The organism is Streptomyces sp. NPDC013187 (genome assembly GCF_042899705.1).
Lineage (GTDB): Bacteria > Actinomycetota > Actinomycetes > Streptomycetales > Streptomycetaceae > Streptomyces > Streptomyces hawaiiensis_A.
Genome location: NZ_JBIBAF010000024.1, coordinates 58,015 through 73,421, shown reverse-complemented (window position 1 = coordinate 73,421; position 15,407 = coordinate 58,015). Strand labels below are relative to the sequence as shown.

At 71.1% G+C, this 15,407-nt stretch carries 12 protein-coding genes; 2 read left to right on the top strand and 10 right to left on the bottom strand.

Translation table 11 applies throughout. The features are described from left to right. Window positions 1-176 precede the first annotated feature (176 nt). Window positions 177-713 carry a flavin reductase family protein gene (locus ACFY5B_RS36570; RefSeq protein ID WP_389978570.1) on the top strand — a complete coding sequence of 179 codons (537 nt, stop codon included), beginning with the start codon at window positions 177-179 and terminating at the stop codon, window positions 711-713. A gap of 1,326 nt (window positions 714-2,039) precedes the next feature. Here ACFY5B_RS36570 and ACFY5B_RS36565 read toward each other — a convergent pair. The 10 genes from ACFY5B_RS36565 to ACFY5B_RS36520 form a co-directional block, all read right to left on the bottom strand. Then, window positions 2,040-2,435 carry a nuclear transport factor 2 family protein gene (locus tag ACFY5B_RS36565; RefSeq protein WP_389978567.1) on the bottom strand — a complete coding sequence of 132 codons (396 nt, stop codon included), beginning with the start codon at window positions 2,433-2,435 and terminating at the stop codon, window positions 2,040-2,042. Continuing rightward, window positions 2,420-2,872 (bottom strand): VOC family protein, encoded by a 453-nt coding sequence (locus ACFY5B_RS36560; RefSeq protein WP_181361491.1) that lies wholly within the window; start codon window positions 2,870-2,872, stop codon window positions 2,420-2,422. The genes ACFY5B_RS36565 and ACFY5B_RS36560 overlap by 16 nt, the downstream gene beginning before the upstream one ends. Window positions 2,873-3,517: 645 nt before the next feature. Continuing rightward, window positions 3,518-4,432 (bottom strand): ABC transporter permease, encoded by a 915-nt coding sequence (locus ACFY5B_RS36555; protein WP_389978564.1) that lies wholly within the window; start codon window positions 4,430-4,432, stop codon window positions 3,518-3,520. Beyond that, window positions 4,429-5,610 carry an ABC transporter permease gene (locus ACFY5B_RS36550; protein WP_389978561.1) on the bottom strand — a complete coding sequence of 394 codons (1,182 nt, stop codon included), beginning with the start codon at window positions 5,608-5,610 and terminating at the stop codon, window positions 4,429-4,431. The genes ACFY5B_RS36555 and ACFY5B_RS36550 overlap by 4 nt, the downstream gene beginning before the upstream one ends. Then, window positions 5,607-7,163 carry an ABC transporter ATP-binding protein gene (locus ACFY5B_RS36545; protein ID WP_389978558.1) on the bottom strand — a complete coding sequence of 519 codons (1,557 nt, stop codon included), beginning with the start codon at window positions 7,161-7,163 and terminating at the stop codon, window positions 5,607-5,609. The genes ACFY5B_RS36550 and ACFY5B_RS36545 overlap by 4 nt, the downstream gene beginning before the upstream one ends. A 29-nt stretch (window positions 7,164-7,192) precedes the next feature. Next, window positions 7,193-8,281 carry a BMP family ABC transporter substrate-binding protein gene (locus ACFY5B_RS36540; RefSeq protein WP_389978555.1) on the bottom strand — a complete coding sequence of 363 codons (1,089 nt, stop codon included), beginning with the start codon at window positions 8,279-8,281 and terminating at the stop codon, window positions 7,193-7,195. Between the two features lie 615 nt (window positions 8,282-8,896). Then, the gene (locus ACFY5B_RS36535) at window positions 8,897-10,276 is read right to left on the bottom strand and encodes an amidohydrolase family protein (RefSeq protein ID WP_389978552.1); all 1,380 of its coding nucleotides are present in this window, start codon (window positions 10,274-10,276) and stop codon (window positions 8,897-8,899) included. Continuing rightward, window positions 10,273-11,295: a zinc-binding alcohol dehydrogenase family protein gene (locus ACFY5B_RS36530; RefSeq protein ID WP_389978549.1), complete on the bottom strand. Its 1,023-nt coding sequence runs from the start codon at window positions 11,293-11,295 to the stop codon at window positions 10,273-10,275. The genes ACFY5B_RS36535 and ACFY5B_RS36530 overlap by 4 nt, the downstream gene beginning before the upstream one ends. A 252-nt stretch (window positions 11,296-11,547) precedes the next feature. Beyond that, on the bottom strand, window positions 11,548-12,747 hold the full coding sequence (locus ACFY5B_RS36525; RefSeq protein ID WP_389978546.1) for a PucR family transcriptional regulator: 1,200 nt from the start codon (window positions 12,745-12,747) through the stop codon (window positions 11,548-11,550). A gap of 10 nt (window positions 12,748-12,757) precedes the next feature. Then, on the bottom strand, window positions 12,758-14,206 hold the full coding sequence (locus ACFY5B_RS36520) for an aldehyde dehydrogenase family protein (protein ID WP_389978543.1): 1,449 nt from the start codon (window positions 14,204-14,206) through the stop codon (window positions 12,758-12,760). A gap of 73 nt (window positions 14,207-14,279) precedes the next feature. Here ACFY5B_RS36520 and ACFY5B_RS36515 point away from each other — a divergent pair, with 73 nt between their 5' ends. Next, complete coding sequence (locus tag ACFY5B_RS36515; RefSeq protein ID WP_389978540.1) at window positions 14,280-15,362, top strand: NAD(P)-dependent alcohol dehydrogenase; 1,083 nt, start codon at window positions 14,280-14,282, stop codon at window positions 15,360-15,362. Window positions 15,363-15,407: the final 45 nt, after the last annotated feature.

Genomic DNA, 15,407 nt, shown 5'->3' with positions numbered 1-15,407 from the left:
ACAAAAGGCAAACCAGATGAGATCCACGTTTCACCCGTCGACCTCCGGGCCGGCGTCCCCGTCCCGGACCACCGTCGGCGGCTGTGCCCCCGGCATACCTGGCCACATCCGCGAAGCCACTGAGCTGACGGCAGACGGCGAGCCCGCGTGTGCTGAAGAGAGGGCGATGGTCTGACATGTCCAACTCCGCGAAGGGTCACGCCCTCACGCACCAGCCGGTCACCGGCTACGACCCGCAGGCGTACCGCGACGGACTGTCCTCGATGGTCACGTCTGTCTGTGTAGTCACCACCGAAGTGGACGGGAAACAGTACGGCTTCACCGCCAACTCGGTGACCAGCGTGTCGATGGACCCGCCCTTGATTTCGGTCTGTCTGGCCGACACCGCCGACGTCCACCCGGCCTTCAGTCAGGCCGAGTCGGTGGCCGTCAACGTCCTGGCGTCGGATCAGAGCCCGGTGGCGATGGCGTTCGCGTCGCCCGGCGTCGACAGGTTCGCCGCGGCACACTTCACTCCGGGAAAGCTCGGTGTACCCCTGTTGGACAGCGCCACCGTGTCGCTCGAGGGCGTCGTGCACCAGCGCCTCACCGCCGGCGACCACACGATCATCCTGATCGAGGTGGCCGGCGTGGTGGTCGGCGGAGGGGACCCGCTCACCTATCAGGGACGCCGGTTCCACACACTGAACCCGCTGGAGCCCTCCACACGGTAGCCCGCCGGGAAGAACGGGTCATGACCATCCTGGACGGCCTCGCTCTCCTACGGCCGTCCAGGCCCCGTCGAAGACCTCGGCGTACCCCCCGGCACCCGAGGCGTTCAGGGACCCCGATCACGTCGCCGTCCGGGGACTGAGACCTCGAACTGTCCGGGCGTTTCCGTGCCGGCCCTGCAGGACATCGACCCGGTTATGCCGCACGAAGCGTTCGTCTGTCTGATCGGCTCCCCGGTCAGGCCCCCGTTCAGCCGACCTTGCTGGCGGTGGGCAAAAACGTCACCCCGCCGGCCGGCATCGACAAGACGGCCGGGCCGCTCCACGAGCGTCGGCGCGGCGGGGACGGAGTCGCCCGCAGGAGGGATCAGGACGAGTCACCGCCGCTGTTCTGCCCATCGGTGAGCCGTTTCTCCGCGTTGGACGAACGAACGCGTGAGGCGATGCGCCTGCGGTTGCTCGGCCTCCGGCAGCGGGTGCGCCCCACGGCTGTCGTGGTCACCCGATGGCAGAGGTTGTCAGGCTGTCCGGCACAGCCCTCGTGCTGTCCCCCGGGCCCGACCGAAGCAACCAGATCACCGATGTCGGTCTGCCGCATCCCCGCACGGCGGCGCTGCGGGCCTGTCCGGCGACACGCGCGCTGGGCATCGGGTCGGTGCAAGAAGAGCGCCTTCGACCTGGTCTCCCCATGGCCCCGCCGCGGCAGACCGCAGACCGCTGCGGTCGAAGGCGCGCCCGTTCCCCACGCATGCGCGGTCGGACGCCGAGCGGTCAAGCCGATACGGACCACTGCCCGCACCCGCACCCGCACCCGCACCCCGTATACACCGGGTTCCGCCGAGGTGCGGACCAGCAGCGTGCCCCACCGGGCGACTCCGTGCTGAGGCTGTTCTGCCGCACGGTCGGCGGCCTCCGCGACGCCATGTCCCTGCTGCCGGCACCCCGTGAGCCGGCCGGACGCGCCAGGACCCGGCCCGTGCCGACATCAGTCCTCACTACGGGTATCGGACGTGCTGCCCAGCTGGTTCCCGACCTACGTCGGCCTGGAGGGCGGCCAAGCTCACACGTCTCGGCTGACCCGGGGCGCCACCCGCACCACCGCACTCCGCCGGTAACGGGCCCGTCCGGGCGCCGCCCGGCGGGGTGCGTGCCAGCGTCCCGAATCGGGACAGAGCGATAGCGGGCATCTGTCGTGCGAGACAGCCTTATGCCGAGGAAATCTGAGTCCTGGAACGCACTGACACCCCGTCCGCACAAACAGGGGCGGGCGGGGTGTCAGTTTCTGCCGGGTCAGGGCGCCACTTCCTGACCCGCTTTTCGGCCAGAGCGTCAGGCCAGCTGTCGCTGCACCTCGCCGCTGTCCCAGTAGTCCGTGCGGCGCGTGATGAGACCGCCGTCCACGGTGAACAGGAAGACCCCGCGGATCCGCACGGGGCGGTCACCCGCCGAGCGCATGCGGAACGTCATGACGTACGGCACCGCGGCCGACCCGCCGTCGACGAGGATGCGCTCGGGCGCGTAGTGCAGGTTCCCGAAGTTGTCGAGGAACCCGGTCAGTGCGGCTCGGTACGCGGTGCGGCCACTGCGGCTCTGCCCCATCGACGAGGTGTGTTCGTTGACGAAGTCCTCGGCGACGCAGGCGGCCACTGCGTCGGCGTCGTGCGCGTTCAACGCCGCGAGGTACGCCTCGACCGCGGCGCGGGTGTCGTTCAGGACGAACCCCACTTCTCCCGGACCGTGTCGAAGACCCGCTGGTCGTGGGAGATCTCGACGACGTTGCCGTCGGGGTCCTTCAGAGCGCAGATGTAGCCGATGGGATCGGGCATCTGCCGGGGCTCCCAGTGCAGGCAGCCCAGTTCGCGGGCCCTGTCGGCGAGCGCGTCGACGTCCCCGCGCCCCGGCACCTCGATGCCGATGTGCGCGAACGGGTGCAGCAGGCCCTGCTGGTTGCCCTTGTCCTTGTTGAACGACACCAGGACGAGTACGAACGGTGTCTCGACCTGCTGGTCGTTGGACAGCCAGACGCTTTCGCCGTCGGCGTCCTTGAACCGCTCGACGACGACCAGGGGCGTCAGCGAGGTGTAGAACTCGATCGCCTTGTCGAGATCGCCGGTCGGCAGCGCGACGTGAGTCCAGCGGGCCGAGGTGAGACCGGTGGCCACGGTTCCTCCATTGAGTGGTGCGATTTTTCTTGAGCCTAGGCCGCGCGTCCCCGCAGGTCGATGTGCTGCGGACACAACGTGTACGCCGCGGCCGCTGCCCCCGCGCGACACGGCTCCGGTTCCGCCGCCGTGGAGCCTGCGCCTGACAGCGAAGGCCTCGGCAGGGCGGACGAGGCACGACGGGCACTACCGCGTTAGGGACGGGCATCGAAGTGAGCCGATTCTGTCTCGGGACGACGATGGGTACGCCTTCGGCGAGCGGAGGAGATCCTCGGCCGGGGCGCTGTCGCGCACATACCGGGCCGGCGTCGAACCGGAGGCGAACTCGCGCGCGGGCCCACGGCGACGCCGCCGCCGTCGCCGATTCGCAGGTGCGTGAACGCAAGCGCCCCCGGCGCCGGCGACCGCGGCACTGAGCCGCCGCTGACACCAGCGTGCCTCGGCGGACGCCGGCCATGCGCTGTCGCAGTGCCGGCGTCCGCCGAGGTGCTGTATCCCGCTGTATCCCTCCGGACGGCCGGTCCGGCTTCCTGTCGTCTCGGTGCGGCCGTGTCCCGGACCGCTGCGCGCACCGGCCGTCCGGCCTGTGCGGCTCGGCAGGCCGGGTGCGGCGAGCCGGCCCTGCTCCGGATTCGAGATTCCGCGTCAGGTCGACCCACGCTCGAAGGGCCGGCCGAGTGCACCGGGTTCCCGGTGCTGGGTGGTGAACAGCAGCATGGCGAGGAGCGCGAGCAGATACGGGGCCGCGACGAGCAGTTGGGCGTTGAGGGTGACACCGAGCGCGGGGAGCGCCAGGCGCATCGCGTCGGAGAGGCCGAACACCAGACAACCGAGCAGGGTCCGGCCGAGCCGCCAGGCCCCGAAGATCACCGCGGCGATGACGAGGTAGCCGCGCCCGGCGGTCATGTTCTGGTTGAACGATCCGACCTCGCCGACCGCGAGGTACGCGCCACCGAGACCGGCCAGCGCGCCGCACCACAGCAGGGCCTGCCGCCGCCGCAGGTTCACCTTGATGCCGGTGACGTCGGCGGCCTGCGGGTTCTCCCCGACCGCGCGCAGCTCCAGGCCCCAGCGGCTGCGTTCCACCAGCCACCAGGTGAGCGGCACGAGCAGGATCAGGAAGTAGGCGGGCCAGCGTTCGGAGAACAGTGGCTTGCCGATGAGCGGGATGTCCTCCAGGAGCGGGATCGACAGCATCCCGACCTGGTGCGAGGCGAACTGCTGCGTCGCGATCAGGAAGCTCGTCAGCCCGAGCACCAGTGCGTTCAGCACCAGGCCCACGACGAAGGTGTTGATCTGGGCCCGGTGGGAGAGGTTGCCGTGCACGAAGCCGATGACGAGGCCGGTCACGACGCCGACCGCGAGGCCGGCGGTGGCACTGCCGGTCGCGCTGGCGGTGGCGACCGAGGTGAACGCGGCGCCGAGCATCATCGCCTCGACGGAGATGTTCATCGCGCCGGCGCGCTCGGCCAGGTACTCACCGCAGGCCGCGAAGGCCAGCGGCACGGTCAGCCGTACGCCGCTCGCGAGGATGGTCGTGGTGCTGTCCACAACGCTCATACGGCTGCCTCCGTCTTGGTGGGGACAACGGACACGGCGGGCGCCCTCTGCGGCGTGGCACCGCGACGCCCGTGGAAGAGGTCGACGAGGACGGGCGGTGCGACGAACGCGAGGACGAGCAACGCCTTGACGATGTCGACGAGGTAGGACGGCACGCCGGTGGCCGAGAGGAAGTCGCCGCCCGCGCGCAGCACGGCGAACACGAACGACACCGGGATCGCGGCCAGGGGCCGGTTGCGTGCGACGAGCGCGACGAGCAGGCCGTCCCAGCCGACGTTGTCCGAGAGCCCGGCCTGAAGCCGGTTGGTGCTGACCGGGCTGGCCAGCAGCAGCCCTCCCGCCAGACCCGCGAAGGCGCCCGACAGTGCCAGGGTGAAACCGCCGAGCGCGGCCACTCGGACACCGGCGTGTCTGGCCGTCCGCGGGTTCAGTCCGACCATGCGCACCCTGAAGCCCCACCGGCTGCGGCTGAGGACGAGGGCGACGCCGACCGTGGCGGCGAGCGCCAGGAACAGGCCTGTGTTCAGTTGCAGCGACGGGTACTGTCCGAGACTCGCGAGCTGGGCGTTCGCCGGCAGGGGGTTGGACTGGGCGTCGGCGATGCCCCCGGCGCCCTGCACGCTCTCCTGGAGGACCGAGGGCGTGCTGACCGCGAACGTCACGAGCTGGATGGCGAGGAACGTCATCAGCAGCGTGCTCACCGGGACGTTGACGCCGCGGAAACGAAGCATGAGGGCGCTGAGCGCGGCCCAGACGCCACCGCCGACCGCGGCGGCGATCAGCACCACCACGACCAGCATCGGGCCGGGCAGGGCCAGCCGCAGCCCTACCCAGGCTCCGGCCAGGCCGCCGATGAGCACCTGTCCCTCCTGCCCGATGTTGAACGTGCCGGCGGTCGCGCAGATGCACACCCCGACCGCGACCAGCAGCAGCGGCGCCGTGTTGAGCAGCGTCGTCGTCCATCCCGTGGCGTTGGCCAGGCTCCCGGTCCCTATCGCGTCGAGCGAAGCAATCGGCGAGAAACCGGTCAGGACGAGCAGCAGCGCGGACGCGCCCAGGGCGAGGGCGACGAGCGCGACGGTCAGGCCGGCTGTCATCCAGCCGCCGCGTCCGGGCCGCAGCCGGGCGAGGACGCGCAGGCCGAGGTCGTCCAGGTCCGTCAGCGAGGCGGCACTCATGCGGCCTCACCGCCGACCAGCATGCCGAGCCGTTCGGGGGTCGCCTCCGAGACGGGGAGTGATCCGGTGATCCGCCCGGAGGAGATCACCGCGATCCAGGTTGCAAGGGCCATGACTTCCTCGAATTCGGTGGAGATGAGCAGCACTCCGACGCCCTCGGCGGCCGCTTTGCGCAAGCGTGCGTACATGTCCTCGATGGCGCCGACATCCAGTCCGCGGGTGGGCTGCGCGGCCACCAGGACACGGGTGTCACCGGACAGCTCCCGGGCGAGTACGACCCGCTGCTGGTTGCCACCGGAGAGGCTGCGCACCGGCGCGTCCAGCGACGGCGTGCGGATGTCGAACTCGTCCGCCAGACGACGGGCCTCGGCGAGCATCGCGCTCCGCCGCAGCAGGAAGCGGCCGCTGACCTTCTCCAGCGACTTCATCGCCAGGTTCTCGGCAACGCTCATGTCGAGAACGACGCCGCTCTGGTGCCGGTCCTCCGGCACGATGCCCAGACCGGCCCGAGTGAGGGCGCCGGGCAGGGTCACGTCCACCCTGCTCCCGGCGACCTCGACCGTGCCGGCACTCGGCCGGACCAGCCCTGCGAGGACATCGCCGAGCGTCGCCTGGCCGTTGCCCTCGACGCCGTAGAGGGCGACGATCTCGCCCGCGCCCACGGTGAGACGGACATCGTCGAGCAGCCTGACCCCGCCCTGCTCGACGGTGACTCCGGCGAGGCTCAGGACGGGCGGCTGCCGGTCGGGGCCCCCGCCCTTGCCCGGGGGCGTCTGCCCCGTCGGTACCAGGCCGAGGGCGGCGGCCTCCTCGCCCAGCGACACCTCACGGCCCACCATCTGCTGGGCCAACAGCTGCGGAGTGGTCTCGGCGGTGACCGCCCGGAAGGCGACGCAGCCCTTCCGCAGGACCGTCACCCGGTCCGTGGCCTGGGCGATCTCGGCGAGCTTGTGGCTGATGAGGATGACAGCGCGTCCCTCCTCCTGCACCACCCGGCCGAGCACGGCGAACAACTCCTCCGACTCGGCCTGGGTCAGGACGGAGGTCGGCTCGTCCAGGATCAGGATCCGAGGGTTGCGCCTCAGGCACTTGACCACCTCGACCCGCTGCCGCTCACCGGCCGAGAGGGCGTCGACGCGTGCGTCGGGGTCGATGGGCAGCCCGTACCGCGCGGAGACGTCGGCGATGTCGGCGCAGACGGCCTGCTTGTTCACCTTGCCGCTGTCGCCGAGCGCCACGTTCTCCCACACGGTCAGCCCGTTGATGAGGCTGAAATGCTGGTGCACCATGCCGATGCCCAGCTCGGCCGCTTCCTGCGGGCTGTCCAGCGCGACCTCCTCACCGCGCACCAGGACCGTGCCGGCATCTCGCCGGACCAGCCCGAGCAGGACCTTCATGAGGCTGGACTTTCCTGCCCCGTTCTCACCCAGGAGTCCGTGTATCTCACCGGCGTCGACCCTGAGGTCCACGCCGCCGCACGCCGTGACGGATCCGTAGGACTTCGTGATGCCGCGCAGCTCGAGAATCGGAACCGCTGAGGCCGTCGGTGTCATCGCTGATCTTCCTCGTCGGTGTCGGCGCGTCAGCCGAGACGCTTGACCTCGGCCGCCGGGTCGATCTTGTCGGTGCCGATCTTGTGCATGAACTGCTCCAGCTTCTTCGCCTGATCTCCCTCCGGCCGGCAGATCTTCACGGTCGGGTAGGGGTCGACGCCCAGCTTCCACACCCGCGCCGTGCCCGTCTTCAGGTTGTTCTTGGCGAACTCCTCCAGCGCCGCGTGGAAGTAGTCGCCCATGCTGAAGATCACCGATATGTCGAACTTCGGGTTGGTCGAGTCGCATCGGTCGGTTCCCGGCGTGAGGGTCAGCGCGCCGCCTGCCTCGGCCAGCTGCGCCGCGGCGTCGGTCGCGCCGCCGAGGTAGGGGTAGACGACCTTGATGCCCTGGCTGATCTGGGCCTGGGTGGCCTCCTTCGCCTTGGCCGAGTCGTTGAAGTCGCCGGTGTAGGTGCTCGTCACGGTGCCCTTCGGGACGACCTCCCGGATGCCGGCCTGGAACGCCTTGGCGGCGGCGACGCTGAAGTCGGCCTTGCTTCCGGTGATGAATCCGGCCTTGGTGTAGCCGGCCGCCTTCATCTTCAGTCCGGCGGCGTAACCGGCGGCGAACAGCGACTGGTTGGGGTCGTCGGCGGACAGCAGGACCCGCGGGTGCACGTCGGTGTCCGACGCCGACGGCATGTACCAGACCGTCTTGCCGCAGACCGGTTCCTCGGAAGCGGGGATGGCGGTCTTGAGCTCGCTCGCACCCAGCGCGACCATGTCGACGTGCTGCTGGCACATGGCTCGTGCCGCGGTGAGCGCGTCGCTCGGGGGCACACTGCCGCGCTTGATGATCGTCCAGCCCTTCTCCTTGGCGAAGGCGTCCGCCGAGTCGACGAAGCTCTGGTAGTAGCCGTGGTCGTTGATGTCGCCGGGGCTGAGGACACCGATGACGACCTTGCCGTCGCCGTTGACGTCGGGCTGCTTGAGGCCGGAGTCGCTGCCGCCGCTCGCCGAGCCGGTCGCCTTCGGTGCCGTCGCCGCATTGCCGGCGCAGCCGGAAAGGGCGAGGACTCCTGCGAGGGCCAGGCCGGTCGCGGTCCGGCGACGCCAGAGCGTGCTTTTCGTGGTCATGTGTGTGGGTCCGTTTCGCTGGGTGGTACCGCCCTGAGGGCGGTGGTGAGTCGGGGGGTGGCGGTCGGTCGACGGGCCTGACGGCCCGGTAGCGTCCGGCGTGGGAGACCTGGTCCTGTGGGAGAGGGCTCTCATCACCCGCGGCGACGAGCCACGGGAAGCCTGTCCGCCCGACCGCTCGGGCCCGGGTGGGGCCGATACAGAGCGGGGCGGAATCGATCAAGTGGTCAGTGGTGATGCGGCCGGCCCGGCGGGCATGCGGTGGACGCCCGGGAAGCAGGTGGTGTTGTCGCCGCGGTCGATCGCCTCGTGCACGCTGCGCATGCGGTGGAGAGGGCTGTCGGTCCGACGACAAAGCCGGCCTCGCGGGCGCACTCGACGCTGAGCCGGTTTACGCCCGGTTCCGGGATCGTCCAGCCACTGTGCGCGACGGTGACCGCGGTCAGCGGCGGTTCGCCGCTGCACGGGAGGGAGGAGACGTACGGCGCGACGTTGCACCTTTCGCCCGGCTCGAGCTCGGTGATCAGCGCCAGCGCCACCAGTCGTCACGGCGGCTTCTGCTTCTTCGCTGGTGGGAATTCGGACCTGTCCATGGCTGTCAACGGCGGATCTCCTCTACTGGCTTGCCGCCGGGTCCGTGGGCCAGGTGGGGCGCGGTGTGATGCCGGCGCGCCTCAGGAGGGCGGCGGATCGTTCGGTGGCAGCCGAGGCGAGGGCCGTGAGGTCGACGCCCGTCGGTCGCCGGTCGCGGACGACCACGCGGCCGTCGACCAGCACGTCGCGAACGGTGCGCGACACGTGGCCCCAGACCAGCTGGCGGGCCAGGTCGCCACGGGGCACCCACGCGGGGTCGCGGGTGTCGAGTACGACGATGTCGGCGGCCTTGCCCACCTCGACCGACCCGATGCGGTCGCCGAGACCGATCGCCCGGGCGCCGTCGATCGTCGCGAGTGCGAATGCCTGCTCGGCGCGAATCGGGTCGGTCAGAGCACGGTCGCGTTCGAGGGCGGCGAACAGGTAGGCGGCCAGGAGGATGTCCGGGCCGTCGCCGGCGTTGTGGGCATCGCAGCCCAATGCCACCCTCCCGCCCCGCCGCACCAGTTCGGCGTGGCGGGAAGCTCGTGTGTACCCCTGGGCGAGACGCAGGTAGGCCCCCGGGCAGGCGGCGACCGCGGTTCCGGTCTCGAGGATCGCGTCGACCTCCGCGTCGTCGAGCCACACGGCGTGCCCCAGCAGCAGGCGCGGACCGAGTACCCCCAACTCACGGAAGTGGACCACGGGCCGGCGAGCGCTGCGCAGGGCGTAGGCCTCGACGTCGGCGGGCCCCGGCGAGACGTGCCAGGTCAGTCCGACGTCGAGCCGCTCGGCCAGGCTCGCCGCCCCGGCGAAGAGCTCGTCGCTCGCGAGATCGTGCCCCACGAGCGTCACCCATCCGGTGACCGGGCCGGTGGCGGGCAGAGACCGGACGATGTCCTCCTGCCTGGCGAGAACCTCGTCGGCGGGGGCACCGAACGGCACGTCCTTGGCGTCCCAGCCCCAGCCGCCGACCCGGGCGCGGATACCGGCGGCGCCCAGGCCCGCGACCACCCGTTCCGGGTAGGCGACCGTGCCCGGTTCCAGAACCGTGGTGATGCCCCGGGACAGGCAGTCGACGGCGGTGATGGTCGCGGCCAGTTCATCGTCGTCACCGTCGGCGTGGGCGTGCAGCGGGACGATCCAGTCGAAGATCGACTCCTGGGAGCCGATGTGGTCGGGGATCATGCTGCGGACGAGAGGGTCGACGGTCGTGTGCTGGTGGGCGTCGACCAGGCCCGGGATCACGACACAGCCCGAGGCGTCGATCTCCCGCGCATCCGGGAAGCGGGCGCGCAGGTCCTCGGCCGTGCCGAGCGCGGCGATGCTCGCCCCGGACACGGCGACCGTCGCTCGGGTGAGGACGCGCCGGGCGGAGTCCATCGTGACGACGTCGCCACCCACGATCAGCAGGTCGCTCATGGCTCGATCACGACCTTCTCGATCGTCTCGCGGGCGGCGAGCACGTCCCAGGCGTCGGTCAGGTCACTGAGCGGGAATCGGGCGGCGGTGGGCAGATGCAGGCCGTCGGAGAAGCAGGCCGACGTGGCGGCGACGAAGTCGGCCGAGCTGTAACCGCCGGCTCCCAGCAGCTTCAGGCCACGGTGGAAGACCTCTTGGAGTGAGAACGACACCTGATCGCCGCTGATGTTGCCCAGCAGCACCAGACGCCCGCGGATGCCGAGGCAGTCCAGTGAGGTGCGCCAGGTGGCGGTGCCGACGTGGTCCAGGACCAGGTCCGCTCCCCCGCCGTCGGTGAAGGCCGTCACCGTCTTCACCGCATCCGGGTCCTCGTTGCGCAGCACCAGGTCCGCGCCGGCCGCGCGGGCCGCGGTCCGCTTCGCCTCGCTGCCCCCGAACGCGACGACCCCGGCACCGGCCCGCTTGGCCAGGGCGATGGCCGCCAGACTGACCGAGCTGGCGCCCGCGTGCACCACGAGAGTCTCGCCGGCGGCCAGTGCCCCGACGGTGTGCACCGCGTGCCATGCCGTCGCGAAGGCGGTAGGCAGGGTGACGGCCGCGGAGAGCGGCAGCGACTCGGGGACCCGGACGATCGACTCGGCGGACGCGAGAACGTATTCGGCCAGTGCGCCGGAGGCGTTGCCGCCGAGGATGCGGGGGCTGACGCAGTACGCACGGTCGCCCACCGCGCAGCGCGGGCAACTGCCGCAACCCTGGGCGGGATCGGCGATGACCCGGTCACCGGGGGCGAGCGAGCCGACCGCGGGCCCCGTCGCCACCACCGTTCCGGCGAAGTCCATGCCCGGCACGTGCGGAAGGCGGAAGCCGGGGATCAGGCCCGGCCCCTCGCGCTGCATCAGGTCCAGGCGGTTCAGCCCGCAGTACGCGACCTTCACCACGACGTCGCGCGGTCCGCACACAGGCTCCGGGACATCCTGCAAGGACACGGCCTCGGGTCCGCCGAATTCGGTCTGCACCATGGCTCGCACCGCGCTGCCCTCCTCACCTAAGCGTCTCGCATTGCGAGGCGGTGGAACGTATTGCGAGAACTCTGCCCCCGCCGACCGGTGCTGTCAACGCTCCGGGGCAACATCTTGGTTTCGTCGGTGTTTCGCCTGCTCAGCGGCTGACAGACCGCAACTGCGGCAGGTCGGGTGCGGGTACAAGGTAGGTCAAAAGGTAAAGGCGCAGGAGGTGTCGCCGGGCTTCCCGGCAGCGCAGCGCATACCGGCTCAGCGGCGAGGGGACACCGGCTCGTCGTCGCCGTGCAGCCGCCGGTCGTCGGCGGCGAGCAGGTCCAGGGCGGCGAGGGCCAGGTGGAGTTCCGCCGCGGCGGTGGGAAGCAGGGGGTCCGTGCCGAGGAGGTCCTTGATCTGGCGCACCCGGTAGCCCACCGAGTTGCGGTGCAGATGGAGCTGTCGGGAGACGCTCTGCCGGCTTCCCCTCTCGGCCAGCCAGGCGCGCAGAGTCACCATCAGTTCCGGGCGGTGCCGGATGGGTCCGAGGTGCGCCTCGGCGTACGCCTCGAGCCGGGCGCGTGGGAGGGGCAACAGGGCCTGGACGACCCCGCAGCCTTCGAACGTGAGCAGCGGGACGCGCTGGGCCCGGGCCAGGCCGAGCAGCCTTTCCGCTTCGGTGAAGGAACCGGCCATGCCCATGGGCGAGTCGGAGTGGGAGCCACTGGCCGCGACGACCAGGTCGGCACAGCCGTCGCCGGTCATAAGACGCAGCCGGTTCCGCAGACGGGTGAGCACGGTCTCATCCGGCACCACCGTCCACGCCGTGCGTCCCTCCTGCTGCACCGGGTGCTCCAGCCAGGTGAGGGCGGTGGACCAGGCACGCAGGCGGGAACCGCCGTAGTGGAGTACGGCAGCGGCCGGCGGGCGCTGGGGATCGAGCCCGAGTCCCACGGCCGCCGCGCACACCGAGGAGTTCACCGTCCCTGCCCGCAGCGCGGCGATGACATCGGCCGGTGAGTGCCGCGACGAGACCTCCCCAGGGCCGTCGCCCGAACGCACGGCGTCGATGAGCAGCGCGGTGACGGCGGCACCGGCCAGCGCCCGCACGCGCGGGCCACCGGGACCGAGAGTCAGCAGCACACCGGTCACCGTCGTCCCCGCGCGCACGGGCAGCGCCGTGGCCCGCAGGCCGTCCAGCGTGTCGACCACCGGTCCGGTCGCGTCGGCGAGCACTCCGTCCGCCACCGCGGCCGAGACTCCCGCGCCGCCGTCGGTGGTCGCCAGCGGCGCGCCTTCGGCGGACAGCAGCCGCACGTGCCGGTCGGTCGCCCGGGCCAGCGCATGGAGTACGTCCGAGCGCGCCGCGCCGGCGAGTACCGCCTCGGTCAGTTCCCGTTCCAGCACGGCAGACTCGGCGTCCGGTCCCGGTCCTTCCCGGGCCGGCCCCGACCGTGCCCCGGCGATGGTTCCCATGGTGTCGGTGTCAGCGGGCCAGCAGCCGGATGGCCACGCCCTTCTCCTGGGTGTACTCGCGCAGCGCCGCGTACCCGCCGCCCCGGCTGAAGCCGCTGTCCTTCTGCATGTTGAACGGGAAGCCGATCACGCCCGCGTCGTGGAACTGGTTGACCGCCACCTGCCCCGCGCGGACGTCCTTCGCCAGCCGCAGCGCCCGGGAGACGTCATTGGTCCAGACGCAGGCCAGCAGGCCGAAGTCCGTCGCGTTCATCAGGTCGGTGGCCTCGGCGGCGTCGCGGAACGACTGCACGGCGAGCACCGGGCCGAAGACCTCCTCGCGGGCGACGCGCATGCCCGCGTCCACACGGTCGTACACGGTCGGCCGGACGAACCACCCGTCGCCGGCCGGAGCGCCACCGGTGACCAGCCGCGCCCCCTCGCGAGGCGCCTCCTCGAGGAAGCCGCTGACGCGGGCGAACTGCGCGGCGCTGACCAGCGGCCCCATGTCCAGGTCGGCTTCCCAGGGCCCGGTCTTGATGTCGGCCATGGCGGCGGCGATCCGCTCCACGACCTCGTCGTGCACCGAGGCCTCCACGAGCAGCCGGGAACCGGCGTAGCAGTTCTGTCCCGCGTTCTCGGTGATCGAGGTGACGATCGCCGGGATCGCCGTGTCGAGGTCGGCGTCGGCGAAGAGCACGTTCGGCGACTTGCCGCCGAGTTCGAGCTTCACCGGGACGAGGTTCCGGGCGGCGGCCGCCATGATCGCCCGCCCGGTGGCGGTGGAGCCGACGAAGCTGATGTGGTCGATGTCCGGGTGCGTGGTGAGGGCGACGCCCGCCTCGGGGCCGAGCCCCGCGACGACGTTGATCACGCCCGGCGGGAAGCCGGCGCGGCGGGCGAGTTCGACGAGTGCGAACGGCGCCAGCGGCGCGATCTCGGACGGCTTGAGCACGACCGTGTTGCCCGCGGCGAGCGCCGGCGCGACGTTCGCCGCGGTGAGCACGGCGGGAACGTTCCACGGGATGACGACGGCGCACACGCCGTACGGCTCGGGAACCGTGTAGCCGAGGTAGTCGGGGCTACGGGTGGGCAGCGTGACTCCGGTGAGCTTGTCGGCCGCGCCGGCGAAGTAGTCGATGATGCCATGGGCGATGTAGATGTTTGTGCGGCCCCCGGACAGGGGCTTGCCCACGTCCTGGGCCTCGACGGCCGCGAGGGCCTCGACCTCGGCGATGACGAGGTCGGCCCAGCGCCGGATCAACGCTCCGCGCTCGCTCGGGTTGGTCGCCGCCCAGTCGGGGAAGGCGCGGCGCGCCGCGGCGACCGCGTCGTCGACATCGGCTCCACCGGCCCGGGCCACCTTGGTGATCACCAACTGGGTGGCCGGATCGAGGACGTCCAGGGTGCCGCCGTCGCGGGCCGTAACCCACTCGCCGTCGATGAAGTGCTGGGAAGAAGGAAAGTCAACAGCCGCCATGGGGTGAACCTTGACCGACCTTGTCCCGCATGTCAATATGCGGTCTCGCTTTGTGAGGCATAGAGGAGACCGTGTGCGTGCCACCGCCGCTCTGCTGGAGCAACCCGGACAACCATTCGTTCTGACAGAAGTGGACCTGGACGAGCCCCGCCCGGACGAGGTTCTCGTCCGCGTCGCCGCTGTCGGTATCTGCGGTACCGACCTCGAGTTCGCCGGCTTCTTCCCCACACCCGCGCTGCTCGGGCACGAAGGGTCGGGCGTCGTCGAGAAAGTCGGCGCGCACGTCACATCCGTACGCCCGGGCGACCATGTCGCCATGTCCTTCGCGTCGTGCGGCACCTGCGCGCTGTGCCGCACCGGCTCACCCGCCTACTGCCGCAGCTTCGACGCGGTGAACTTCTCCGGCCGCCGGCCCGACGGCACCACCGCGGTGACCCACGAGGGGCGGGAGGTCAACGCCCACTTCCTCGGCCAGTCGTCGTTCGCCGACCACGTCATTGCACCGGAGCGGGCGGTCGTGAAGGTCGACCCGTCGCTGGACCTGCTGCGGGCCGGGCCCTTCGGCTGCGGTTTCCAGACCGGAGCCGGCGGCGTGCTCAACGTGCTGCAGCCGCGCCCCGGCTCGTCGATCGCGGTGTTCGGGGCGGGAGCGGTCGGTGTGGCCGCCATCATCGCCGCCTCCCTGAGCGGCTGCGAGGTCGTCGCCGCCGTCGACGTGAACCCGGCCAAGCTCGACGCGGCCCGCGGCTACGGAGCCACGCACACCGTCGACTCCTCGGCCGGGGACACCGCCGGGCGACTTGCCGCCCTCGCACCCGGAGGGCTCGACTTCGTGATCGACACGACCGGACGCGAGGACGTCCTGCGCACCGCGGTGGAGGCTCTCGGCCCGCTCGGCCGTGCCGGCGTCATCGGCATCGGCCCCAGCGAGTCGATGAGCTTCGAGTGGCGCAGCATCCTCAACGGGCGCACCGTCACCGGCATCATCGCCGGCTCCAGCCTGCCGCAGCTGTTCCTGCCGCGGCTGCTCGAACTCAACGCCACGGGCCGGTTCCCGGTCGAGAAGATGATCACCTACTTCCCGTTCGAGCAGATCAACGAGGCCGTCGCGGCGGTCCGGTCCGGCTCCGTGGGTAAAGCCGTGCTGACGTTCTGAGCGTCGGCCACGAGACGTTGTCACGCCTGGCGCAACGCCTTAGGG

Coding starts and splice junctions, on each gene's coding strand:
- ACFY5B_RS36540 (WP_389978555.1), bottom strand. CDS start 8,281: ATGACCACGAAAAGCACGCTCTGGCGTCGCCGGACCGCGACCGGCCTG.
- ACFY5B_RS36520 (WP_389978543.1), bottom strand. CDS start 14,206: ATGGCGGCTGTTGACTTTCCTTCTTCCCAGCACTTCATCGACGGCGAG.
- ACFY5B_RS36555 (WP_389978564.1), bottom strand. CDS start 4,432: ATGAGCGTTGTGGACAGCACCACGACCATCCTCGCGAGCGGCGTACGG.
- ACFY5B_RS36550 (WP_389978561.1), bottom strand. CDS start 5,610: ATGAGTGCCGCCTCGCTGACGGACCTGGACGACCTCGGCCTGCGCGTC.
- ACFY5B_RS36535 (WP_389978552.1), bottom strand. CDS start 10,276: ATGAGCGACCTGCTGATCGTGGGTGGCGACGTCGTCACGATGGACTCC.
- ACFY5B_RS36570 (WP_389978570.1), top strand. CDS start 177: ATGTCCAACTCCGCGAAGGGTCACGCCCTCACGCACCAGCCGGTCACC.
- ACFY5B_RS36525 (WP_389978546.1), bottom strand. CDS start 12,747: ATGGGAACCATCGCCGGGGCACGGTCGGGGCCGGCCCGGGAAGGACCG.
- ACFY5B_RS36545 (WP_389978558.1), bottom strand. CDS start 7,163: ATGACACCGACGGCCTCAGCGGTTCCGATTCTCGAGCTGCGCGGCATC.
- ACFY5B_RS36530 (WP_389978549.1), bottom strand. CDS start 11,295: ATGGTGCAGACCGAATTCGGCGGACCCGAGGCCGTGTCCTTGCAGGAT.